Raw genomic sequence first — 22,750 nt, forward strand, 5'->3', positions numbered from 1 at the left:
AGGCAAACGCTCCCCTGGGTTTTTGACCATACTCATCCCATCGCTTGAACAGGCCCGGCCTGAAAGACAAGCAATACGGATGAATACAAGGGTAAGAGGTGAGTGTCATGGAAAAGGTGAAATTCAAAAATCTGAATGGTCAGGGTGTCACCATGGCCGCTGTGATCAACTTTCCGGAAGGATTTGATGAGCACAAGAAATATCCGGTTGTGGTTGTCTCTCATCCGGGAGGCGGTGTGAAGGAGCAGGCCTCCGGGCTCTATGCGAAAAAGCTGGCTGAACAAGGGTTGGTGACCATCGCTTACGATGCCTCTTATCAGGGGGAGAGCACCGGCGAACCCCGCCAGCTGGAAAACCCTTACATTCGGACGGAAGACGTCAGTGCTGTGATTGATTATCTGACCACTCTGCCTTATGTGGATCCGGAGCGGATTGGTGCGATGGGGATTTGTGCTGGTGCGGGTTATACCGCAAATGCTGCAATGAATGATCGCCGGATCAAAGCGGTGGGTTCTGTGAGCGCTGTAAACATTGGCTCGATGTTCCGAAATGGCTGGGACAACAATGTGAAAGATGAGGATGCGATTCCTTTCATTCAGCATGGTTCTCAGGCGCGGACCAGTGATGCAGGCAAACCCGATTCAGAGATTCTGCCGCTGGCACCGATGCGCAAAGAAGATGCGCCGAACAAAGAGCTGGAAGAAGCCTGGGAATACTATCACACCCCACGCTGTCAGTATCCGACGGCACCGGGTTATATGACGGCCCGAAGTATCAGTCAGATCATCACTTACGATGCATACAACAAAGCCGAAGCATTCCTGACTCAACCGCTGCAGGTGATTGCGGGCAGTGAAGCAGGCAGCAAGTGGATGAGTGATGATATGTATGCGCGTGCAGCCAGTCAGGACAAGCAGTTCCACGTTGTGAACGGTGCGAATCATATGTCTTTGTATGACGTGCCTCAGTATGTAGATGAAGTGGTCTCGGTGCTGGCGCCTTTCTTCCAGTCCAAACTGTAATTTCCCCTGTATTGATTCAATCAGGCTCGGTGTTTCGTACCGAGCCTGTACGGAGCGATGAACATGAACAATATTAAACATGTGACTTATCAGAATCTGGGCTGGGAATCTGCCGCAGACTTGTATTTACCCCCGGCATTCGATGCATCCGTCAAGTATCCGGCCATCGTGAGTACGCACCCGATTGGAAGCTGTAAAGAACAAACTTCCGGCAATATTTATGCTGCCGCTTTGGCGGAAGCGGGTTATGTCGTGTTGGCCTTTGATGCCAGTTTTCAGGGCGCCAGTGGCGGAACACCGCGCTTGATTGAAGATCCTGCAATTCGGGTTTCCGATATTCGTTTTGCCATTGATTATCTGGTCACACTGCCTTATGTCGACGAGAACCGTATTGGTGCGATTGGCGTGTGCGGGGGCGGGGCGTATACCATTCATGCCGCGATGACCGATCATCGGATTCGGGCACTGACGTCGATCACCGGGGTGAATTTCGGCCGACTGATTCGTGAGGCATTCAGTGAGTTTAATCCGGTCGGCGCGATGGAGGCCATGGGCAAGCAGCGGACTGCCGAAGCTCAGGGTGCAGCGCGTCATGTGATTGATTATTTGCCGCCTTCAGTTGAAGCGGGCAAGCAAATGGGTCTGAATGATATTGATGTGCTTGAAGCCACGGAATACTACAAAACCGCACGCGGTCAGCAGCCGAACGGCGCGACCAGCGGCCTGTTCTCGTTCAACAGTGCCGCGATGGGCTGGGATGCATTCCTTCATGCAGAAGTGCTGCTGACACAGCCCCTGCTGGTGGTGATTGGCGACAAACCCGGCGGCTTCGGTGCCTATCGTGATGGCTGGGAAATTTACGGTCGTGCGGCTTCGCAGAAGAAAGAGATTTTTGTCGCGGAAGGCTGGTCTCACTACGATTTATATGACAAGCCTGAACCGGTTGCTCTTGCACTGGAAAAGATCGTGCCTTTCTTCAGGGACAACTTGTAAGTTTCTGAAGAGGTTCAGCTCGGGTGGCCTGATGCGGATTGAAGCGTCAGGCTTCTGCTCAATGAGAGATGTGAACGCTGATGATGAAATGGTTTGTGTTGATATTCTGTGTCCTGTTGCTGGCTGCTTTTCTGGTGCCATTTGTGGTCACCCGGATTGAAAACCAACAAGTTCAGCAAAACCGGATCCGGTTGAAAGAACCGCAGGCTGATGCTACCAACCCTGATAAGGTTGCGGTTGTTGTCTTTTCCCGATCCGGTAATACGGCCGTACTGGCCCGTCATATTGCCGAGAAGACAGGAGGCGCGTTACTTTTCATTCAGGCGGAAGCCTATGCGCCCGGCTTACCGGGGTGGGTCAATGCGATGAAAGACGCACGAGGCCAAACCGCCGTCATCACGCCGGAATCGATCGATTTGTCTGAGTTTGAAACCGTGTTTTTAGGCGCGCCGATCTGGTTGTACAGTCCGGCGCCGCCAGTCTGGCAGTTGGCCGCAAATACTGAATTTTCCGGCCAGCATATTGTCTTGTTCAATACGTATAACAGTCATTTTGAGCAAAGTTATATTGATGCGTTTGAGACATTGGTGAAGGCAAATGGCGCGCAATCTTTTGAGCATGTTGCAGTGTTCCGGGGCCGGATGGGAAGCCAACTGACCACAGAGGAAATGCTGCAGCAGTTTGAGCAGCATAGACTGGTGAAAAGACAGATGAAAAGACCTGATGAAAAAGAAGATGAACTGAATGATGAATGAGAATCACGCGGACTATTTATCGCTGTCTACCAAGCTTGCCGTGCTGGCAGAGCTGGTCGGTAGCCTTGCCCGGGCAGAAGGAGATCACGTCACGACGGTGCCCGGATTGTCGCTGCATCGCCGGAATCAACCGTCTGAACCTTTGCACTGTATCTATACCCTCAGTGTCGCGCTGACCATTCAGGGCGGAAAGCAGGTTTTAATCGGGGATGTGGTACACGAACTGGGTCCGGGCAAGAGCATGATCACAACGCTGGATTTGCCTGTGGTTTCTCATGTGGTTGAAGCCCGGCGTCAACAGCCCTATCTGGGCATTTTGCTTCAGCTGGATATTGCTCAGATTCTGGCTGTGAATACTGAGCTGGATTTATCACGCCCCCATAAAGGGGATATGTTTCAGTCGGTGTCGATTGAACAGGCTGACGCTCAGCTTTGCGATGCTTTTATTCGTTTGCTTCAGTTACCCATGCAACCCGAGATGCAACCGCACCTTGCGCCACTGATTCAGAAAGAGATCGTGATTCGGCTGCTCACCGGGCCACATGGATTGCACCTGCGGCATCTGGTTAGTGAAGGCTCACCCAGTGAGCATATCTCCAGAGCGGTGACCTGGCTGAAACAAAATTTTGTCCATTCATTCAGCATGGATGAGCTGGCGAACCGGGCGCATATGAGTGCTTCCACATTCCGGCAGCATTTCAGGGCAATGACCGGCACCAGTCCGCTGCAATACCAAAAGCAGCTCCGGTTGCAGGAGGCCCGGGAACTGATGCTGAATCAACAGATGGATGCCAGCCGCGCCAGCGCAATGGTCGGTTATGAAAGCGCTTCCCAGTTCAGCAGGGAATACAGTCGCTTGTTTGGCGCTCCTCCTCAGAAGGATATTCGCAGGCTGAGACATAACAGCTAGTCTGTTGTTCGGCATGGCGCATTCGTCGGATCAGGCAAGATCAACGTCAAAACCGGCAAATCTTAACAGAGAAAATTCGGTACGCTCTTCAGATGTCTTGTTACGTTTTCAAAGCATGATGTCAGGTCAAGAGAGGTCCCAAGTGTCTGAGCAAACAAAGTCCTTATTTTCTGCGTTTGATTTTCAAAAGCATTTCATCCTGAGAAACCGTGTCGCCTTAGCCCCGATGACCACCTGGTCGTCGAATGTCGATGGCACGATTTCCGAACAGGAACTGGCATATTATCGCCGTCGCGTGAATGGCGTCGGTCTGGCCATCACGGGTTGTTCTCATGTCATGGCCAATGGAATTGGATTTACCGATGAGTTTGCGGCCTGGGATGATTATTTTCTGCCAAGCCTGACCCGGTTGGCAGCTGCGACCAAAAGTGGTGGCGCACCTGCCGTGCTTCAGCTGTTTCATGCCGGCAACAAAGCGGTGCCTGAACTGACACCCAAGGGTGAAATTGTCAGTGCGAGTGAACTGGCTGCCGCACCCGGTCCATTCAATACCGGGCAGCAAGCCAGCCGCGCCTTAGCCGATGAAGAGATTCATGACGTGATTCAGGCTTTTGGTGAGGCGACCCGTCGGGCTATTGAGGCCGGGTTCGATGGCATTGAGCTGCATGGTGCGCATGGTTTCCTGATTCAGAACTTCTTTTCACCTCATTACAATCAACGGACCGACGCATGGGGCGGTTCACTGGAAAATCGCATGCGTTTCCCGCTTGCGGTGGTGAACGAAGTTCAGCGCGTGGTCAAGCAGTACGCGCAACGTCCGTTTCTGGTCGGCTACCGGATTTCTCTGGAAGAAGCGGAATCGGGCGGGCTGCGGATAGGCGATAGCTTCGCTTTGATCAACCGATTGATAGAGCAGGGGATCAGTTATCTTCATGTGTCGCTCAAGGATTTGCTGACCGATAAACCCATCGATGATCGGGATGGTCTCCCGACCGCTTCGCTGGTGGCTGCGCACGTAAAACAGCGAGTCCCTGTCATTGCCGCAGGTCAGATCAATCGCCCGGAGCAGGCCGAGCAGGCGTTGCAACTCGGCGTGGACATGGTCGCGATTGGCCGCAGTCTGGTGATCAATCCTGAGTGGGTCGAGATGGCGCAAGGCAGAGTGCCGGCTTTTATGCGGGAAATGCTGCCGCGGGATGCGAAACCTGATCTCACAATTCCGGATAAACTCTGGCAGGTGATTGAACAGACGACGGGATGGTTTCCACTGGAAAAATAAGATTGTTGTGTAGCCCCGTTCAGGGGCTACGACTATATCCGGTCTTCCATCGTTGGTTTGTGGCCTCGCAGGCGGCTGATATCTGTCATGGGCGGTATGCCAAACAGCCGGCTGTATTCGCGGTTGAAGTGGGACGGGCTTTCATAGCCGACCCGATAGCTGGCGGCGGAAGCGTCGAGCCCGTCCTGCAGCATGATCCGGCGTGCTTCATTGAGCCGGAGTTGTTTCTGAAACTGCAGCGGCGTCATGGACGTCACGGCTTTGAAGGCATTGAACAGGGAAGACTGGCTCATGTGGACCATATCGGCCAGTTCCTGAACCCGGATCGGTTCCCGGTATCGCTGCTGAATCATCTCAACCACTTTGCTGATGCGGTTGGCCTGCGTGTCCCGAAGCAGGAACTGGCGAAGCTGCACACCCGCCGGGCTTTTGAGCAGCCTGTACATGAGTTCCCGTCTGAGCAGCGGCAGCATGACGGCAATATCTTCCGGATGGTCGAGTAACGTCAGGAAGCGTTTGAAGACCGACAGCATCTCTTCATCAGAAGACACGGTTCTGATGCAGTAAGGACATTTGGCGATGGCTTCGGGCGGCTCTTTCATGGCGATCAGCAAATCGGTCAGTTCTTTGAGATCCAGCGCAATGCTGATGCCGATGTAAGGCTGTTCTTCTGAAGCCCGAAGAATTTCGCCGACCACAGGCATCATGACGGGCACCAGTAAAAAATCTCCGCCTTTCAGTAACAGTTCGCGTGCGCCGGCCGTAATGCGCTTTTCACCCTGCACCAGTAAACACAGCATCGGGCTGTAAATGGTCGGTGAACAGGAGGAATTTTCCGTGCTGTGCATCAGCTTTAATTCTGGCAGCACCGTTTCGGTCAGTCCCGGCCCATCAATATGCCGATTCACCAGATTAATTAATTCTTGTTGGGTCGCCGTCATTCCGTCACTCGTCTTTTTCTGTCCACATGCGACTATAGAGTATAAGGCAAGCCTGGGGCCACCGTTTTGTGGAATGACAGCGTTCGGAGGAATAGGCAAGGATTGTGTAGGAACAGGCAAGGCTGGCTTTTGTCAGGGGATTTATGCAGTGTTTTGTGACTTTGTTCGGTCTGTCGAAAGTGTGTTGATTCTATGGGTGAAAATCCTGCTTTGTAGAAATAGGCAATCATTCCCGAGGTTTCGACAATATCAATAAGCTGAATGAGACATAGAATGTCAAGGTGACATCTGAACCCTGAGAGGTGGTTCGTCACGACATTGCATTTTTCGAATTCAGCCTATCAACGTCAGAGAGGATTGCCTGATGATGACTTTCAACCGATTTGGAAACCGCCTGCGGGGCGGCATTTCTGTGATTCTGCTGTCCGCCTCCGGGGCAGCATTTGGCAATGAATCTCCGGCATCGCCTCCGCTTCCGCAAATCAGTGTGGCCCCCGTGATCAGCGAGCGAATCACGGAGTGGGACGAATATACAGGCCGTTTGCAGGCGCCTGTGAATGTCGTCCTTATGCCCCGTGTGTCTGGTTATGTGACCGAAGTGGCTTACCGGGAAGGCGACATGGTTCATCAGGGCGATGTGCTGTTCAGAATTGATGATCGCCTGTTCCGTGCGGAAGTCGAGCGGCTGGAAGCTCAGCAGGTCAGTCTGCAGAGTCAGCTGAAGCTGGCTGAAAGCGAGTTCGTCCGGGCGAAGCGGCTGAATGCAACCAAAGCCATTTCCGCCGATGTCTTTGATAATCGTCAGGCAGGGTTACAGCAGGCCAGAGCAGAGCTGGATGCGCTTAAAGCATCGCTCAAACATGCCCGTCTGCAGCTCTCATTTACCGAAGTGGTGTCCCCAATCGATGGCCGTGTGTCCCATGCACAGGTGACGCAGGGAAATTATGTCACCAGTGGTCAGAGTGAACTGACGACCATTGTGTCGACCGAGCAGATGTACGCCTATTTTGACGTCGATGAACAAACCTACCTGAATTATGTCCGGAATCACCTGTTGCGTGTGTCTGACGCCAGTGAATCCAGCCCGGTGATGATGGCTTTGTCCGGTGATGCCGGATTTTCATATCAGGGTCATATCGATTTTGTGAATAACACCGTGAATCAGCAGACCGGTTCAATCCGGATGCGTGCGACGTTTGAGAATGAAGCACAGGTGCTGATGCCCGGTCTGTTTGCACGTTTACGTCTGGTGGCCAGCAAACCCTATGACGCCATTCTGATTGATGAAAAAGCGGTGGGCACTGATCTCAACCGGAAGTATGTCCTCAAACTGGATGACGCCAATGTGGTGACTTATCAGCCCGTGACCCTGGGTGAGAAAGTTGCCGGATTGCGGGTGGTGCAGTCCGGTTTAACTGCAGCCGACAGAATCGTGGTCAGCGGTCTGCAGAAGATCCGGCCAAGTATGCAGGTGTCACCGAAAATCGTTGACATGGCGACCACAGAACAACTGGCGGATATCCAACGTCTTCAGCAATGGGGCACCGAAGAAAGCTATGCAGAAAACAGCAATGGTGAGGGAAGCCATGTGCTGACCGCCCGCCAACCGACCGACGCACAGTAATCAGGACGCTTCTATGTTTTCACAATATTTTATTCGCAGACCTGTCTTTGCCTCGGTGCTGTCATTGCTGTTTGTCATTATCGGCAGTATTGCGGTCTGGCAGTTGCCGGTCACTGAATACCCGGAAGTCGTGCCGCCGACCGTGGTCGTGAGCGCAAAATATCCCGGCGCGAATCCCGACGTGATTGCCCAGACCGTGGCCTCGCCGCTGGAGCAGGAAATCAATGGCGTGGAGAACATGTTGTATATGTCTTCGCAGTCCACCGCAGACGGCATGATGACGCTGACCCTGACCTTTGCCATCGGCACCGATGTTGATCTGGCGGTGTCTCAGGTGCAAAGCCGGGTCGACCGGGCGTTGCCGCGCTTACCGCAGCAAGTGCAGCGATTGGGTGTGGTGACGGAAAAGTCATCGCCCAACCTGACCATGGTGGTGCATCTGTTCTCGCCGGATGACCGTTACGACATGCTGTATTTATCCAATTTTGCCAATCTCAAAGTGAAAGATGAGCTGGCGAAAGTCAGCGGTGTCGGCTCTGTCCGGTCGTTTGGTGCGGGCAACTTCAGTATGCGGGTCTGGCTGGATCCGAATCAGGTCGCTGCGTTGCATCTGACCCCGGCGGATATCGCGGAAGCGATCCGTCAGCAGAACCAGCAGGCCGTGGCGGGCAGCCTGGGCACGCAACCGGCAACCCACTCGGATTATCAGTTACTGATCAATGTGAAAGGGCGGTTGTCGACCGTTGAAGAGTTTGAAAACATCATCATCCGCGTGGGTGAGCACGGTGAAATCAGCCGCCTGAAAGATGTGGCCCGGATTGAGCTGGGCGCGGATTCCTACGCGCTGCGCTCTACGCTGGACAATCAGGATGCCGCAGCTATCGGTATTTTCCAGGCCGCCGGTTCGAATGCGATTCAGATCTCCAATGATGTTCGCGAGACGATGGCGCGTCTGGCGGAAGACTTCCCGGAAGGCGTGTCTTACGAAATCGCCTATGACCCGACGGTGTTCGTGCGGGGCTCGATTGAAGCCGTGATTCAGACGCTGCTGGAAGCGGTGCTGCTGGTCGTTGCTGTGGTGGTGGTGTTCCTGCAAACCTGGCGGGCGTCGATTATTCCGCTGGTGGCGGTGCCTGTGTCGCTGATCGGTACATTCGCCTTTATGCTGCTGATGGGATTCTCCCTCAATGCACTGTCACTTTTTGGTCTGGTGCTGGCAATCGGCATCGTGGTGGACGATGCCATCGTGGTGGTGGAAAACGTCGAGCGGAATATCAGCGAGGGCTTGTCCCCGGTTGATGCCACGGTAAAAGCCATGCGTGAGGTCACCGGGCCGATTGTCGCGACCACGCTGGTACTGGCGGCAGTGTTTATTCCGACGGCATTTATGACCGGACTGACCGGCCAGTTTTACAAGCAGTTTGCGCTGACGATTACCATTTCAACCTTCATTTCCGCGATCAACTCGCTGACGCTGAGCCCTGCATTATCAGCGCTGTTGCTGAAAGGGCATGATGCGCCGAAAGACTGGCTGACCCGCGGCATGGACCGTCTGTTTGGCCGCTGGCTGTTCAACCCGTTTAACCGGTTCTTCAGCGCCTTGTCAGATGGCTACGGCGTGGTGGTGCGTAAAGTGATTCGTGCCGGTGCAATCGCCGCTGTGGCTTATGTGGCCTTACTCGGTTTGACGGGCTATCAGTTTGCCACCACACCGACCGGTTATATTCCGGCGCAGGACAAGCAGTATCTGATTGCTTTCGCACAGTTGCCGAATGCAGCCTCGCTGGATCGCACCGATGCGGTGCTGAAAAAGATGTCTGATCTGGCGCAGGCGCAGGCAGGGGTTACGAATACACTGGGCTTTCCCGGACTGAGTATCAACGGATTCACCAATGCCTCCAACAGCGGCATTGTATTTGTGATGCTGGATGATTTTGACCAGCGTCAGGATCCGGCTGCCAGTGCGTATGCGATCGCTGCCCGGCTGAATCAGCAATATGCCGGGATTGAAGAAGCCTTTGTCGCGGTCTTCCCACCACCGCCGGTGATGGGCCTGGGCACGATTGGCGGATTCCGGCTGCAGATTGAAGACCGGAACGGGCTGGGTTTTGAGGCGTTGCATCAGGCAACCATGACGGTGATGCAAAAGGCGGCAGCGACGCCAGAACTGGCCGGGGTTTTCTCAGGGTATCAGGTCAACGTGCCGCAGCTGGATATTGAAGTCGACAGAACCAAAGCGATGCAGCAGGGCGTGAATCTGGATATGCTTTTCCAGACGCTTCAGGGCTATCTGAGTTCAACTTATGTCAATGATTTGAATCTGTTTGGCCGGACGTATCAGGTCAATATGCAGGCCGATCAGGCGTATCGTCAGGATGCGGCGCAGGTCGGGCAGATCAAAGTCCGGAATGCGCAGGGCGACATGGTGCCGATTGATTCTTTCATCCATGTGAAAGATACCGCCGGACCGGATCGCGTGATGCATTACAACGGCTTTATGACGGCAGAGATCAATGGCGGTCCGGCACCGGGTTACAGCTCCGGGGAAGCTCAGGCAGCCATCGAGAAAATTTTGGCTGAAACCCTGCCCAGAGGCATGAGCTATGAGTGGACGGAACTGACCTATCAGCAAATGATCACCGGAGACAGCAACCTCTATGTGTACCCACTGGTGATCCTGCTGGTGTTCATGGTGCTGGCCGCTCAGTATGAAAGTGTCCGCTTGCCGATGGCGATTATTCTGATTATTCCGCTGACCCTGCTTTCTGCGCTCAGCGGGGTGGTGCTCTACGGCGGTGATAACAACATCCTGACGCAAATCGGCTTTATCGTGCTGGTCGGGCTGGCCACCAAGAATGCCATCCTGATCGTCGAATTTGCGAAAGAGTTGCAGGATCAGGGGTACTCGGTCAAAGACGCGATTCTGGAAGCCAGCCGGTTGCGGTTACGACCGATTCTGATGACTTCCATTGCCTTTATCATGGGTGTGGCGCCTCTGGTGTATTCGACCAGCGCAGGCGCCGAGATGCGTCAGGCCATGGGAGTTGCGGTTTTCTCAGGCATGATTGGTGTCACCGTGTTCGGACTCTTGCTGACCCCGCTGTTTTATTACCTGCTGGCGAAGCGGGGGCAGAAACAGTCCGGTGAAGCAAAAACGTCAGCCACATCAGAGCTCCAAGAGGCCACAGGATGAATGACTGGCAGGAACCACTCCTTGGCATCCTGGTGTACTGTGTGGTCAGTCTGACGACGGTGCTTCAGTGTGCGCTGTCTCCCGAGCGGCAGTTTCAGCTTGCTGAGGCTGCTCCGGGGGTGCAACAGCAGGATGATGGTGCCTGGACACAGATCTTCGATGCCGAGGCATTAGCGCAGCTGTCGGTTTCGGAAAGGTCGGAGAAAACGGCTCAGCCGTTATGGCAGCCCCCAGAGCTACCGGTTGGCACCGGGGGGATTGATTCCGAAAGTGCGGGTGTAAAAGCGGCGCACTGTCTGAGATCTTCCAATGAAGCAACCGGTGCAGTCAATCTCGTGTTCTGACGCACCGCATATCAGGTCGTAATCCGCTGAATCACTGTGGCGGGGAGTGACCTGATTTTTTGCTCGTGTTGTGCAGAAGGATTGATTGGGGATTGAATGTACACCTGAATGCACTTGATCCGGAAAAGAAGACAAAAGGCATGACGAGGTATCTGTGTCATCCCGGCTTGAGAGTGGTAACCTTTGATTGAAGGTTCAGGTCAGACAGATGAAAAAGGCGGACACGATGAAAATTGGGGAATTGGCGAAACGCACAGGTGTTGCCCCATCCCGCATTCGTTTTTACGAGAGTATTGGTTTGCTGAAGGTGGTGCAGCGCAAGGCAAATGGTTACCGGACGTATCCGCCGGAAGCCGTCCAGGTACTCCATCTGATTTTGATGGCTCAGAAAGCAGGATTCAGTCTGGATGAGCTGCGCATGTTATTGCCATCAGATTTAACCCGGTGGGACCACGACTCGCTGGTCAATACTCTCCGTGAAAAAATTCGGGACATTGAAGTCTTGCAGCAACAACTGACAGAAAGCAAAGCGCATTTAGTTCAGGTGTTGGCGGAGATAGAAGCCAAACCCGATGATATGGATTGTACGACGAATGCCGGGCGAGTATTGTCGCAACTTGGTCTGAGTGAACCGGTAACGAAAGAGGATAAAGGCTAACCCGCTGTCAAACATGTTGTTTTTCAGCATGAATGTCAGATGAACCCTCCGCTTTTTCAGTTTGTTGATTCCATCTTTGATAAATGCGCGCCGGTCGTCAGCAGCACAGCCACCTGCTTCGCGGTTGCCTGAGCCGATTGCGGATTCTGACCGGTGATCAGCCGGCCATCCATTTCAACTCGGGCTGTAAATGGCAGCCAGTTTTTCCGGAAGCGTGCACCGCGCTGCTTCATTTCAGATTCTGCGTTGTAGGGCATTTTTTTCGCAACGCCCGCGAGAATCTCTTCCCGCCAGGAAAAGCCTGTGATGCGTCGCCCTTCGACCAACAGCGTACCGTCCGACAGCTTTGTATTGAGCAGCCCGCAGTACCCATGACAGACGGAGGCAACAATACCGCCATGGTCATAAATGTCACGCGTGATCTTCTGCAATCCGGCGTGATTTGGAAAGTCCCACATGACGCCATGACCGCCCGTAAAATAGATGGTGTCAAAAAGCGCCGGATCGATGTCTTCGGGTGTGGCGGTGTTTTCAAGCAGTGCCATCCGATGATGATCGGCCAGCCAGGCTTTGGCTGTCGCGTCCAGATTCGGCCACTTGAGGGAACGAGGGTCCAGTGGTGCGTGCCCGCCCATGGGGCTCACAATGGCCTGTTCGAATCCATATTCTGCAAAAACCTGCCATGCGTGGGTGAGTTCTGACAGCCAGAGGCCGGTTGGCGTTGATTGTGTGGTGTTGGTGACCACGTGAAGAATTCGCCGGGCCATCTCTGATGCTCCTGTTCTGGCGGGTTAACATTGATGAAAGGCATCATCACTTGCTGAGTATCGGGATATTTGCAGCTTAAGGTTAAAGGTCACTTGAAGGTCAAGTCTTTCATCCGGTTGTGTGCTGCGCCGAAAAGGGTTCAGCATAACCATTGACATTCAAGTTAACTTTAACCTTAGGATTCCTTCATTGCAGACATCGACAGTTGAAGGAGTACGAAGGTATGCAAACGATATTAGGGGCAAACGGCCAGATCGGCCGAGAACTGGCAGTGGGTCTGAAGCAGGATTTTACCCCGGATATCCGGCTGGTCAGCCGGAACCCGCAACCGGTGAATCAGACCGATCAGTTGCTGAGTGCCGACTTGCTTGATCCGAAAGCTGCACAACGGGCGGTTGAAGGTTCAGACATTGTGTATCTGACTGCCGGGTTGCCGATGGATACACAGCGCTGGATCACGCAATGGCCGGTTCTGATGCGGAACGTTATTGAGGCGTGTGCGCAGCAGGGAGCGAAACTGGTATTTTTTGATAATACCTATATGTACCCGCAGAGCAGTGCACCGCAAACAGAAGCGACCGAATTTCAGCCGGATGGTCAAAAAGGTCAGGTACGGGCATTAATAGCCACGGAACTGAATGACGCCATTGCGCAAGGCCGGGTGGAAGCCATGATTTGCAGGGCGCCTGAATTTTACGGTCCGGGTAAGACGCAGAGCATTACCAATTCGACAATCCTCAGTCCGCTGAAGCAGGGGCAGAAGGCCCGGGTGTTCCTGCGCGACGATACGCTGCGCAGCCTGATTTACACGCCGGATGCCAGTCGTGCAATGGCGCTACTCGGCAATACGCCGGATGCTTACCAGCAGACCTGGCACTTACCCTGTGACGACAACCGTCTGACTTACCGTCAGTTCATTGCGCTTGCTGCGGACATCATGGGTGTGGAAGGACGTTACAACGTGGTGAAACACTGGCAGCTCAGGCTGGTGGGATTGTTCAACCGTACCGTGCGGGATGCGGCCGAGCTTTTGCCCCGCTATGGCGAGGACAACATCTTTATTTCAGACAAATTCAAGGCTCGTTTTCCTGAGTTTCAGGTCACGACTTTCCGCGAAGGACTGACGACTATTCTGCAGGAAAGCACGCAGCAAAAAGACACGCAGCAGAAAGGCACGGGCCATGCGTGAACCGTGCGCGGCTGGTGATTGCCTCCATAAAGGGGATACGGTGGAGAAATGCACGAAGCATCGTCTTGTGCTGAATCCGGAATGGGTTGAAGTTGCACAGGACAATGCATCTGAGCTGATTGGGTTCACTCGTGTATGGCCTGCTTATCCGGCTGCTGCGCCTTGCCCGTCTGCCCGAACCGTGCCATCACGAAAGCGACAAATAACCGCACCCGCATCGGCAGATGATCCCGGTCTCGGTACAGCATAAATAAAGTCCGGGGTTTGCTGCGCCAGTCGGGCAGTACACGGCTGAGTTCGCCCTGTTCAATCATGGGCAGGGCGTAATAATCGGGAATGTAGCCGATGCCCAGACCCGCCTGAATGGCGTGGGTCAGCATCCGAATTTCATCAACTTCCATACGAATGGCTTTGGCAGGCTGGTGGTCAAACGTCTGCCCGTTTTTCAGGTGCGCCAGCTGCCAGATGTTCATCGGATGGCAGAGAATGGAAGGATGTTCGCCGAGCATGTCAGGGTGCGTGATGGCCTGTACCGGATAATCCGGGTGCGCACAGACAATAAAATGGATATCTTTCAGAGGCCGGGCAATCCAGTTTTCGACCACTGGGGTGCCAACCCGGAACACAACGTCCATGGCCTGCGCTTCAATGTCGATCAGGGTATTTGAAAACTGCAGATCAAGCTGGATCTCCGGATACTGCTGTAAAAATTCTAAAAAGATGTCGCGCAGAAACTGTGACCCGGCATTAATGGGAGCACTGATGCGAATTTTCCCTTTGGGTTCATGCTTATCCCGGTGCAGATCTTCCCCGATATCACTCAGCTCATCAAATAAGGTGCTTGAGCGTTCAAAATACTGCTGGCCGGTGTGGGTCAGTGAGACACGGTGGGCATCCCGGTTCAACAGCCGCAACTGAAGATCGGTCTCCAGCTGACGGATACGCCGGCTGAGGGTGGACAATGGCATGCCGAGGTTTTCTGCGGCCAGTTTGAAACTGCCCAGTCTGGCAACTGAACAAAAACAGCGCAGATCGTCGAGAGAGTAGTTAGATTTCATTTTTGAGATTTACTGTCTTAATTTTGCCTGTTTATCCATATACTGAAACTAATAGACTATCGATTATCTTCTGACAAGTCATCTGGAGAAACGATGAACTCATCTTCAACAATGAAAGCGGTTGTCCTGCTCATTATCTGCAGCTTTTTTTGGGGCAGCTGCTTTCCGATTGGTAAACACGCTCTGAATGAAGTGCATGCGCTGACCCTGGTTTTCTGGCGATTCACCATCGCGGCGGCCTGTCTGGCGCTTTATATTCTGGTCATGGGTTCTGAACGGTTTAAATTAACCGCAAAACAATGGGTCTGGGTGATTGCCGTGAGCGCAGTCGGGGTGGGGGGCCTGAATCTCGGCCTGTTTACCGGTCTTGAACATACGGCGGCAACCAACGGTTCGCTGATTATGGCGCTGAGCCCGTTGATGACGGCACTCATTGCCTGTGTGGCGATGCGCACGTTGCCAACTCTTCTGCAATGTCTCAGCCTTGTGGTGAGTTTGTCCGGCGTCCTGGTGGTGATCACCAATGGTCATCTGGATGCGCTGTTCAATATGCAATTCAATCAGGGCGATAAGATGATTTTCTGCGGCATGTTTGCGTGGAGTTTTTACACCTACTGCAGTCAGGGAATCAGCCGCTGGATGCCTGTCATCCCCTACACATTCGTCGGGATGATCAGTGGTGCCACTGTGATTGGGCTGATGTGTCTGGCGACCCCGGAAGTCCGTCCGTTTGCAGAGTTTTTCAGCAGCACTTCTGTTGGCATGACGGAAGTCGTTTACATTGGTGTCTTCGGTACAGTGGCCGGATATTTGTTGTGGCTGAATGGTGTCCGGGTCCTGGGTTCCCCAACGGCAGCGCTGTTCTTCAACTTTGTACCTGTCTTTGCGGTCTTTACAGCTTTTCTGATGGGGCAGCCGGTGACACCATTGCAACTGATCGGGATTGCCGTCGTGATTCTTGGCCTGCTGCTGCCAAGGCTGCTGACGTTCCGGAAAGCCGCTCGCGTGGCCTGAGTCCGATCGTTTCTGTCTTCATTTCTTTCAACAAGTGCTCCCGCGATTGCGGGAGCACTGGATCAGGTGGGGGGAAAATTCAAAGCTCCGCCAGCAACTCATACGATCGTAGCTTTTTCTCCTGATCAAAGATCAGGGCATTCGCCATAATCTCATCAGCTTGTGTGCGCTCGACCAGATCCATCAGACGACTGCGAACGGTTTCGGGATCACCGTGGATCGACTCCCGCAACTGGTTTTCAATCTGCAGTTTCTCATGGGGCAGCCACAGGGATTCCATGCTCCAGACCGGCGGCGGGATCTTGCCCTGAACGCCGCGGATCATATTGAGGAATTTTTGCTTCTCGGTGGTCCCCAGATACTGTGCTTCCTCATCGGTGTCTGCCACAATCACGTTCACTCCAATCATCACATAAGGTTGCGACAGCTGTTCGGAGGGCTGGAAATGATCGCGATAGATTTGGATCGCGCTCATCATTGCATCCGGCGCAAAGTGTGAGGCGAAAGCAAATGGCAGCCCTTTGATGCCGGCCAGACGGGCGCTGTAAGTGCTGGAGCCCAGCAGCCAGATCGGTACTTCGGCATTGGAGCCGGGACAAGCTTTTACCGGTTGGTTGGGCGAGACCGGACCCATGAAAAATTGCAGTTCTTCTAACAGTTCATCAAAGTTCGGATCCATGTGTTCCGGGTCACGTCTCAGAGCATGCATGGTGGGATAGTCAGTACCCGGCGCACGGCCCAGCCCCAGATCAATCCGGCCCGGATACAGGGCTTCCAGCGTACCGAATTGTTCGGCAATCACCAGTGGCGCATGGTTGGGCAACATGATCCCACCGGAACCCAGCCGAATTGACGAAGTTTTGGCACCAATATGGCTGATCAACACCGATGTTGCAGCACTTGCGATGTCTGGCATGTTGTGATGTTCAGCCAGCCAGAACCGTTTGTAGCCCCACTTTTCGGCATGCTGCGCTAAAGAGACGGAACGCGCATAAGTTGTTGAGAAATCGGCGCCTTCAACAACAGGCGCTAAATCCAGGATTGAGCGTGGCGGTAGTGTCATGGACCCTTCTTTCAGATTAATGATGCATGAATGTCAGACTATGCCCGTTTATTTGAACCGGGTAAACGGACAGAAAAATGCTTGGTTTGAAATAGGGGATGCACTTACAGGCGGAATGTTTTCCGTGCAACAAGAAATCTGTTATTGATATTTAACCTATTGTTTTTAAAAGGTTGATTGCGAGAAGGAATGTTTCTATAGTGCTGGCCAATTCAATCAGGTTATTCCATTCAGCGATGTAGCCGATAATTTTGAATCCAATGGAAATTCATGGCTTATCCATGTGTTTCATTTCAATCACCACTGTTGATTGGATGTGGTAAATCGCGTGAATGACTGAAATGAATGCTCATATTAAACCAGTGGAGACAGGCAAATGACAAAGTATGATCAGGAAGGTTCATGAAAAGAACAGTCAAGTTATCTCATTCAAGAGTTTCGTATACAGTCTATTTGCCTGAGGAAAAGAAAAAAGATGTGCTGACCCCGCTGGTTTTCTTGCATGGCACAAACAGCGACGGTGAGTCCAGCTTTGGCCAGATTCATCCCCGGTTCAGTCTGAACCGGAAAGTCATTATTCCGGATTATGCTGGCTGTGGTGACTCCACACTTCCTTGTGGCGGCATCACGGTAGAAACATTAGTCGATCAGGTCGTTGCGATTTTAGATGATTACGGCGTCAGTCAGGTTGATCTCGTTGGGCACTCTCTGGGTGCGGTGGTTGCAGCGGCACTCGCTGGCCGACACCCGGCATATGTGAATCGACTGATTCTCAGCTCACCATGGTGTGATTCAGATGATCCCCGGCATCAGCTGATTTTTGGTACGTGGAAGGCGTTAGAGGAATCCAACACTAAGCTGTCGATGTCTTTTGCGCTGAGCCATGTCCTGAGCCCGGCATTTCTTTCCCGACTGGGGAAAGAGATGATTGAGAAGATATGTCATCGTGAAAGTGCCATGAATACCAATCTCAGAATTGAACTGGGAATGAATATTGATATTCGTCATTATCTGGAAAATATTCATGCAAGAACGCTGGTGATGGGGATGTCTCACGATACGCTGATTCCTGCAAATATGGTTCAGGATGTTGTGAGCCGAATTAAAGATTGTGAATACGGTGAAGTAGAGAGTGGTCATGCGGTTCAGCTTGAAAATCCATCAGCTTGGTCACATGAAATTTCTAGTTATTTACACCGAAACATAGCCGACTGATTCAACATGAAAGGGTAACTTCTGCATATACTGGATATGCAGAAGTTTGGTTTTAAAATGGATTATTCAGGCCAAAATAAGCATCAGTGTAATTAAGACTCATGATTTGATTCATGATTCGAACGCTCAAACGCCATCTCTTCTTTGATTCGATCTTCAAATTGCAGGAAGAGTTTGAGGTAGTTATTGTCGAACCGCTCACCGCCGCCCGATTCGCCCAGCCATGCTTCATACAGGCTGGCAGACAGCTCTTCCGTTACCCGTTTATAAGCCAGCTTCTGTTGTTGTGCCAGCCGGGGCGGATAACCCAGTTCCCTCAGGGCTGCACCGCCGATTTCCAGTGCGGAATGATACGTTTCGGCTTCAATCACATCGGCACCGGCCTGACGGAGACGATACATGTGTCCCCGGTCATAGGCCCGGGCCAGCACTTTGACTCTGGGGTAACTGTGTTTGATGTATTTCACCAGATTGATGCTGCTTTCCGGATTGTCCATCGCAATGACTACCATGGCGGCCTGCTCGATCCCGGCGGTGTGAAGCAGGTCGTGACGGGTGGCATCGCCGAAATAGGCTTTGGTATTGATTCTTCGCATGGTGTCGATAATGGATGACTGGTGATCCAGCACCACAGTTTTGACCCCATTGGCAATCAGCAGGCGGTTGATAATTTGGCCGAAACGGCCAATCCCTGCGATGATGACGGTGCCTTGTTCATCGATGTTGTCCGCTTCCCGTTCATTCGAGGACTGTTCAAAGCGGGGCAGAATCACTTTGTCGAACAGAATAAACAGTCCCGGTGTCAGCATCATTGACAGAGCGACTACCAGCGACAGAATCTGAGCCAGTCCGGGGGGCAGTACATGGTTCTGCACGGTAAAACTGATCAGCACAAAGCCGAATTCACCGGCCTGCGCCAGACTCAGAGTAAACAGCCAGCGGTTGCTGTTCCGGATGCGGAAGATGAAAGCCAGCATATACAGCACAAAGGCTTTTAAAGCGATAACCCCCAGCGTCAGTCCAATGACTGTGAAGAATTTGCTGAACAGGATGTCAAAGTTGATCCCGGCGCCGACTGTAATGAAAAACAAACCCAGCAGCAGACCTTTGAACGGGTCAATATTGGATTCGAGCTCATGCCGGAATTCACTGTTGGCCAGGACCACGCCCGCCAGAAAGGTGCCCAGTGCCGGAGAGAGTCCCACAAGACTCATCAAAATTGCGACACCTAAAACCAGCATCAGAGCCGTGGCCGTGAAAATCTCACGTAAGCCTGAACTTGCCACAAACCGGAACAAGGGTCTGCTGAGATAATGACCGCCGATCACCACAAAGGCGATAGAAGCGGTAATCACCAGACCATAAGCCCAGCCGGGCAGGCCCGCGACAAGACTCAGTTCTTCATGATGCTCTGCGGCGGCAGCGGTTGCAGCCTGCGCCTGTTCAATCAGTTCCGGCAATGCCAGTAAGGGCAGCAGCGCCAGTAGCGGGATGACGGCAATATCCTGGAACAGCAGGACAGAAAAGGCATTTTTACCGCCTTCCGTTTTACCGAGTCCTTTTTCATTGAAGGTTTGCAGGACGATAGCGGTGGATGACATCGCAAGGATCAGCCCGATCGCCAGCGCCAGTGTCCAGGGCAGGTGAATCAGGATACCAAAGCTGGTAAAGGCGAGGGCAGTCAGACCGATTTGCAATCCGCCGAGTCCGACTAATCGGTGGCGCATGGCCCAGAGCGATCTGGGCTCCAGCTCCAGACCGACCAGAAACAGCATGATCACGACCCCGAACTCGGCAAAATGCTGAATGGTTGTGGTTTCTTCGCCGACAAGACCAACCACGGGGCCAATCACGATACCGGCGATCAGGTAGCCGAGCACAGAACCTAACCCAAAACGCTGTGCAAGCGGCACAGCAATGACGGCAGCAATCAGATAAATAAAGGCATAGATAAGGTATTCCGTCATGTTTTTTCCTTGAACAGCAGCGGTGTCAGCAATTCAGTGTACGAGTCGAAAGCTATGCTTGCCCGATGATTCAGCGGCGTCACAGACAAGCACGTCTTTTGAGTGTAGAGCAGATAATTTAAGCCTTTTTTTCTCAAGGGGCTACGGGTTCCGGGGGCTTTTTCGCAACTGATTTCATCTGTCCGGTGTTGAGCGCAGAAAATCAATTTCAGGCAAAACTGGCGGCTTGGTTTGGGAAGTCGGGTTCGGGGAGTTGGGCTCGGGGTGTAGCGTTCGGGGTTTGAGCTTCGGTGAGGATTACCTGCAAGCGGGGAGGAGGCGCAAAATCATTTCTCTGGAAATAATTTTCTGGGCAATGGCTGCTGTTCACCGAAGAAACAGAAATGAATTCAGGGATATTCATTGCTTCATCAATGTGGTCTATGAACCCATCTATAACAGTGATTTGACGCGATAATCCGGGTCTTTAAAATGATAAATAAATCGATAATATCTGATCTTGTTTTCAATCAATATTTCATCAGTTTTTGATGAAAGGAGTAACTGAGATGAAACTATCAGTGGTTCATACCGAACATTCTGAAGAGATAAAAAATACCCCCCATTCAACAGAACATGGCTGGAAACGCTGGTTCTGGATGGCTTACCTGTGGGCGGGCAGTGTGCTGGCTCTGGCCTTAATTGCCAGTTTGATCCGGATATTCATGATGGCTGCCGGCATGAAAATGCATTGATGACTCTGTGCTGAATTCAGCCCTGATTTGCAACCCGCCGGAATCAGGATATCGATAGTGTTTTCGATGGAAAGGATATTATCCATATCTTGATTTCTTCCATTCCGCCTGTTCACTCTTTTCAGCATCCCAGAAAAGGGAAAAGGGAAAAGGGAAAAGGAGGGGGCCGTGACTGCGCCTCATTTATTTCAGACACTGGATCAAATCGTGCCGGTGGCACAGTTTGAAGATACATGGCAGCGCCAATTTTATTATCTGCGCTTGTCCGTGACGGATGTGTGTAATTTTCGGTGCACTTATTGTTTGCCGGAGGGTTACCGGCCCGGTCACGTCAAGAATAAAAGCTTTCTGACACTGGATGAAATCCGCCGGGTGACCCGGGCATTTGCCATGGCCGGGACAGATAAAGTTCGTCTGACCGGCGGCGAACCGTCGTTGCGCCGCGATTTTATCGACATTATCGCCGCGGTCCGTGAAAACGAATCTGTCCGGCAACTGGCGATGACGACCAATGGTTACCGGATGGCCCGGGATGTTGCGGCCTGGCGAAAAGCGGGTCTGACATCGGTCAACGTCAGCCTCGATAGTCTCGACGCACGCCAGTTTTATGCGATCACCGGACAGGACAAATTTCATCAGGTCATGGCCGGAATTGATGCAGCCTTTGATGCCGGGTTTGAAAAGGTCAAAGTGAATACTGTGCTGATGCGGGATATCAATCACCATCAGCTGAAGACATTTTTAGCGTGGATTCGTCCCCGTCCGATTCAGTTACGCTTTATTGAGCTGATGGAAACCGGGGATGGCGGCGATCTGTTTCGCAGGCATCATATTTCCGGGGACGTCATTCGCCGCCAGCTCACCGAGATGGGATGGCAGTTGCAGCCGCGTGGCCGCAGCGATGGCCCGGCACAGGTTTTCTCACATCCGGATTATGCCGGAGAGATCGGCCTGATCATGCCTTATGACACTAATTTTTGCGCCAACTGCAACCGTCTTCGGGTTTCGGCCGTTGGTCAGCTGCACTTGTGTCTGTTTGGCGATCACGGCGTCCCGCTTCGCGATTTACTGGCGTCTGATGATCAGTTGCCTGAGTTACAGGCACGTATCGCCGATAGTCTCGGACAGAAAAAACAAACGCACTTTTTACATCAGGGGAATACAGGGATCACGCAGAACTTATCGTTTATCGGTGGCTGACAGGAGGCAACCATGGGCAAAACTGATTCTTCATTCATGCCGGTCAGTGTGGCTGTACTGACGGTGTCCGATCACCGGGATGCCCGCAATGACACGTCCGGCGATTATTTCCGGCTGGTCAGTCGTGAAGCCGGACATCAGGTGGTTGAATCGCACATCGTCCCGGATAACAAATATGCGATTCGTGAAATCGTGTCGCGTTGGATTGCAGGCAATTCGGTGCAAGTGGTGCTGGTGAATGGCGGCACTGGATTCAACGCAAAAAATTCGACGCCGGAAGCGCTGCAACCATTGTTTGACCGGGACATTGCGGGGTTCGGGGAAGCGTTTCGTCGCCTGTCCTGGGACGACATCGGTACCAGTACGTTACAGTCCCGCGCGCTGGCTGGCATGGCGAACGGGACACTGATTTTTGCCGTGCCGGGCTCAACCGGTGCCTGTCGTCTGGCATGGGAAGAGCTGATTGCCCCGCAATTGGATGCCCGGACGCGTCCCTGCCAGTTTGTCCCGCATCTGAAGTCGGTGGAATGATGAAACCACGGATACCCTTCAGGCCATTGTGTGATTTGGAGAGATGATGATTCACGTTTTTTTTTTGCGCAGGTCCGGGAACTGACCGGATGTGATGCGCTGCAGTTGGATGCTCACTACGACAGTGTCGAACAACTGAGGGCTGCGCTTGCTGAACGAGGCGACCGCTGGGCGCTGGCGCTGGAGAAAGGCAAGCTGCTGGCGGCAGTAAACCAGACGATGGTACCGTTCGATCATCCGCTGAAATCCGGGGATGAAGTGGCTTTATTTCCGCCGGTGACCGGAGGCTGAG

The 22,750-nt window shown here is 52.8% G+C and carries 21 protein-coding genes; 16 read left to right on the forward strand and 5 right to left on the reverse strand.

What is annotated here, in order from left to right:
• The first annotated feature begins 107 nt into the window (after positions 1 to 107).
• The 5 genes from ACYP03_RS01925 to ACYP03_RS01945 all read left to right on the forward strand — a co-directional run bounded on the left by ACYP03_RS01925 (position 108) and on the right by ACYP03_RS01945 (position 4,959).
• On the forward strand, positions 108 to 1,022 hold the full coding sequence (locus ACYP03_RS01925; protein WP_459778279.1) for an alpha/beta hydrolase: 915 nt from the start codon (positions 108 to 110) through the stop codon (positions 1,020 to 1,022).
• A gap of 63 nt (positions 1,023 to 1,085) precedes the next feature.
• Positions 1,086 to 2,015 (forward strand): alpha/beta hydrolase, encoded by a 930-nt coding sequence (locus ACYP03_RS01930; protein ID WP_459778280.1) that lies wholly within the window; start codon positions 1,086 to 1,088, stop codon positions 2,013 to 2,015.
• Positions 2,016 to 2,095: 80 nt separating this feature from the next.
• The gene (locus ACYP03_RS01935) at positions 2,096 to 2,770 is read left to right on the forward strand and encodes a flavodoxin family protein (protein ID WP_459778281.1); all 675 of its coding nucleotides are present in this window, start codon (positions 2,096 to 2,098) and stop codon (positions 2,768 to 2,770) included.
• Positions 2,763 to 3,680 (forward strand): AraC family transcriptional regulator, encoded by a 918-nt coding sequence (locus tag ACYP03_RS01940; protein WP_459778282.1) that lies wholly within the window; start codon positions 2,763 to 2,765, stop codon positions 3,678 to 3,680. Before ACYP03_RS01935 ends, ACYP03_RS01940 begins: the two co-directional genes overlap by 8 nt.
• Positions 3,681 to 3,822: 142 nt before the next feature.
• Positions 3,823 to 4,959 (forward strand): NADH-dependent flavin oxidoreductase, encoded by a 1,137-nt coding sequence (locus ACYP03_RS01945; protein ID WP_459778283.1) that lies wholly within the window; start codon positions 3,823 to 3,825, stop codon positions 4,957 to 4,959.
• Positions 4,960 to 4,991: 32 nt separating this feature from the next.
• Here ACYP03_RS01945 and ACYP03_RS01950 read toward each other — a convergent pair whose 3' ends face one another.
• A complete protein-coding gene (locus tag ACYP03_RS01950; RefSeq protein WP_459778284.1) occupies positions 4,992 to 5,900 on the reverse strand; it encodes an AraC family transcriptional regulator in 909 nt (302 codons plus the stop codon).
• A gap of 364 nt (positions 5,901 to 6,264) precedes the next feature.
• Here ACYP03_RS01950 and ACYP03_RS01955 point away from each other — a divergent pair, with 364 nt between their 5' ends.
• The 4 genes from ACYP03_RS01955 (at position 6,265) to ACYP03_RS01970 (ending at position 11,719) form a co-directional block, all read left to right on the forward strand.
• Complete coding sequence (locus ACYP03_RS01955; protein WP_459778285.1) at positions 6,265 to 7,524, forward strand: efflux RND transporter periplasmic adaptor subunit; 1,260 nt, start codon at positions 6,265 to 6,267, stop codon at positions 7,522 to 7,524.
• 13 nt (positions 7,525 to 7,537) lie between these two features.
• A complete protein-coding gene (locus tag ACYP03_RS01960; protein WP_459778286.1) occupies positions 7,538 to 10,717 on the forward strand; it encodes an efflux RND transporter permease subunit in 3,180 nt (1,059 codons plus the stop codon).
• Positions 10,714 to 11,061: a hypothetical protein gene (locus tag ACYP03_RS01965; protein ID WP_459778287.1), complete on the forward strand. Its 348-nt coding sequence runs from the start codon at positions 10,714 to 10,716 to the stop codon at positions 11,059 to 11,061. Before ACYP03_RS01960 ends, ACYP03_RS01965 begins: the two co-directional genes overlap by 4 nt.
• A 226-nt stretch (positions 11,062 to 11,287) precedes the next feature.
• On the forward strand, positions 11,288 to 11,719 hold the full coding sequence (locus tag ACYP03_RS01970) for a MerR family transcriptional regulator (protein ID WP_459778288.1): 432 nt from the start codon (positions 11,288 to 11,290) through the stop codon (positions 11,717 to 11,719).
• A gap of 56 nt (positions 11,720 to 11,775) precedes the next feature.
• Here the strand turns inward: ACYP03_RS01970 and ACYP03_RS01975 are convergent, their stop codons facing one another.
• Positions 11,776 to 12,486, reverse strand: coding sequence for a type 1 glutamine amidotransferase domain-containing protein (locus ACYP03_RS01975; protein WP_459778289.1), 711 nt, complete (start codon positions 12,484 to 12,486; stop codon positions 11,776 to 11,778).
• A 224-nt stretch (positions 12,487 to 12,710) separates the two neighbouring features.
• Here ACYP03_RS01975 and ACYP03_RS01980 point away from each other — a divergent pair, with 224 nt between their 5' ends.
• Positions 12,711 to 13,676, forward strand: a complete 966-nt coding sequence (locus tag ACYP03_RS01980; protein WP_459778290.1) for an NAD-dependent epimerase/dehydratase family protein — start codon at positions 12,711 to 12,713, stop codon at positions 13,674 to 13,676.
• Between the two features lie 125 nt (positions 13,677 to 13,801).
• Here ACYP03_RS01980 and ACYP03_RS01985 read toward each other — a convergent pair whose 3' ends face one another.
• A complete protein-coding gene (locus ACYP03_RS01985) occupies positions 13,802 to 14,734 on the reverse strand; it encodes a LysR family transcriptional regulator (protein ID WP_459778291.1) in 933 nt (310 codons plus the stop codon).
• A gap of 93 nt (positions 14,735 to 14,827) precedes the next feature.
• On the opposite strand from ACYP03_RS01985, the gene ACYP03_RS01990 reads away from it, so the two are divergent.
• Positions 14,828 to 15,748, forward strand: coding sequence for a DMT family transporter (locus tag ACYP03_RS01990; protein WP_248139496.1), 921 nt, complete (start codon positions 14,828 to 14,830; stop codon positions 15,746 to 15,748).
• A 79-nt stretch (positions 15,749 to 15,827) separates the two neighbouring features.
• On the opposite strand, the gene ACYP03_RS01995 is transcribed toward ACYP03_RS01990, so the two are convergent.
• Entirely contained in the window at positions 15,828 to 16,811 is a 984-nt protein-coding gene (locus tag ACYP03_RS01995; protein WP_248139498.1) for an LLM class flavin-dependent oxidoreductase, read from the reverse strand.
• Positions 16,812 to 17,213: 402 nt separating this feature from the next.
• On the opposite strand from ACYP03_RS01995, the gene ACYP03_RS02000 reads away from it, so the two are divergent.
• A complete protein-coding gene (locus tag ACYP03_RS02000) occupies positions 17,214 to 18,026 on the forward strand; it encodes an alpha/beta fold hydrolase (protein ID WP_459778292.1) in 813 nt (270 codons plus the stop codon).
• Positions 18,027 to 18,118: 92 nt separating this feature from the next.
• Here ACYP03_RS02000 and ACYP03_RS02005 read toward each other — a convergent pair whose 3' ends face one another.
• Positions 18,119 to 19,993 (reverse strand): monovalent cation:proton antiporter-2 (CPA2) family protein, encoded by a 1,875-nt coding sequence (locus tag ACYP03_RS02005; protein ID WP_248139502.1) that lies wholly within the window; start codon positions 19,991 to 19,993, stop codon positions 18,119 to 18,121.
• Positions 19,994 to 20,541: 548 nt separating this feature from the next.
• Here ACYP03_RS02005 and ACYP03_RS02010 point away from each other — a divergent pair.
• From ACYP03_RS02010 to moaD, 4 genes are all read left to right on the forward strand, one after another.
• Positions 20,542 to 20,727: a DUF2474 domain-containing protein gene (locus ACYP03_RS02010; RefSeq protein ID WP_248139503.1), complete on the forward strand. Its 186-nt coding sequence runs from the start codon at positions 20,542 to 20,544 to the stop codon at positions 20,725 to 20,727.
• Between the two features lie 195 nt (positions 20,728 to 20,922).
• Complete coding sequence (gene moaA, locus ACYP03_RS02015; RefSeq protein ID WP_459778414.1) at positions 20,923 to 21,927, forward strand: GTP 3',8-cyclase MoaA; 1,005 nt, start codon at positions 20,923 to 20,925, stop codon at positions 21,925 to 21,927.
• Positions 21,928 to 21,939: 12 nt separating this feature from the next.
• Positions 21,940 to 22,458, forward strand: a complete 519-nt coding sequence (gene moaB / locus ACYP03_RS02020; RefSeq protein WP_459778293.1) for a molybdenum cofactor biosynthesis protein B — start codon at positions 21,940 to 21,942, stop codon at positions 22,456 to 22,458.
• Positions 22,459 to 22,488: 30 nt separating this feature from the next.
• Positions 22,489 to 22,749, forward strand: a complete 261-nt coding sequence (gene moaD / locus ACYP03_RS02025) for a molybdopterin synthase sulfur carrier subunit (protein ID WP_459778294.1) — start codon at positions 22,489 to 22,491, stop codon at positions 22,747 to 22,749.
• Position 22,750: the final 1 nt, after the last annotated feature.

This window comes from Photobacterium sp. R1 (genome assembly GCF_054600795.1).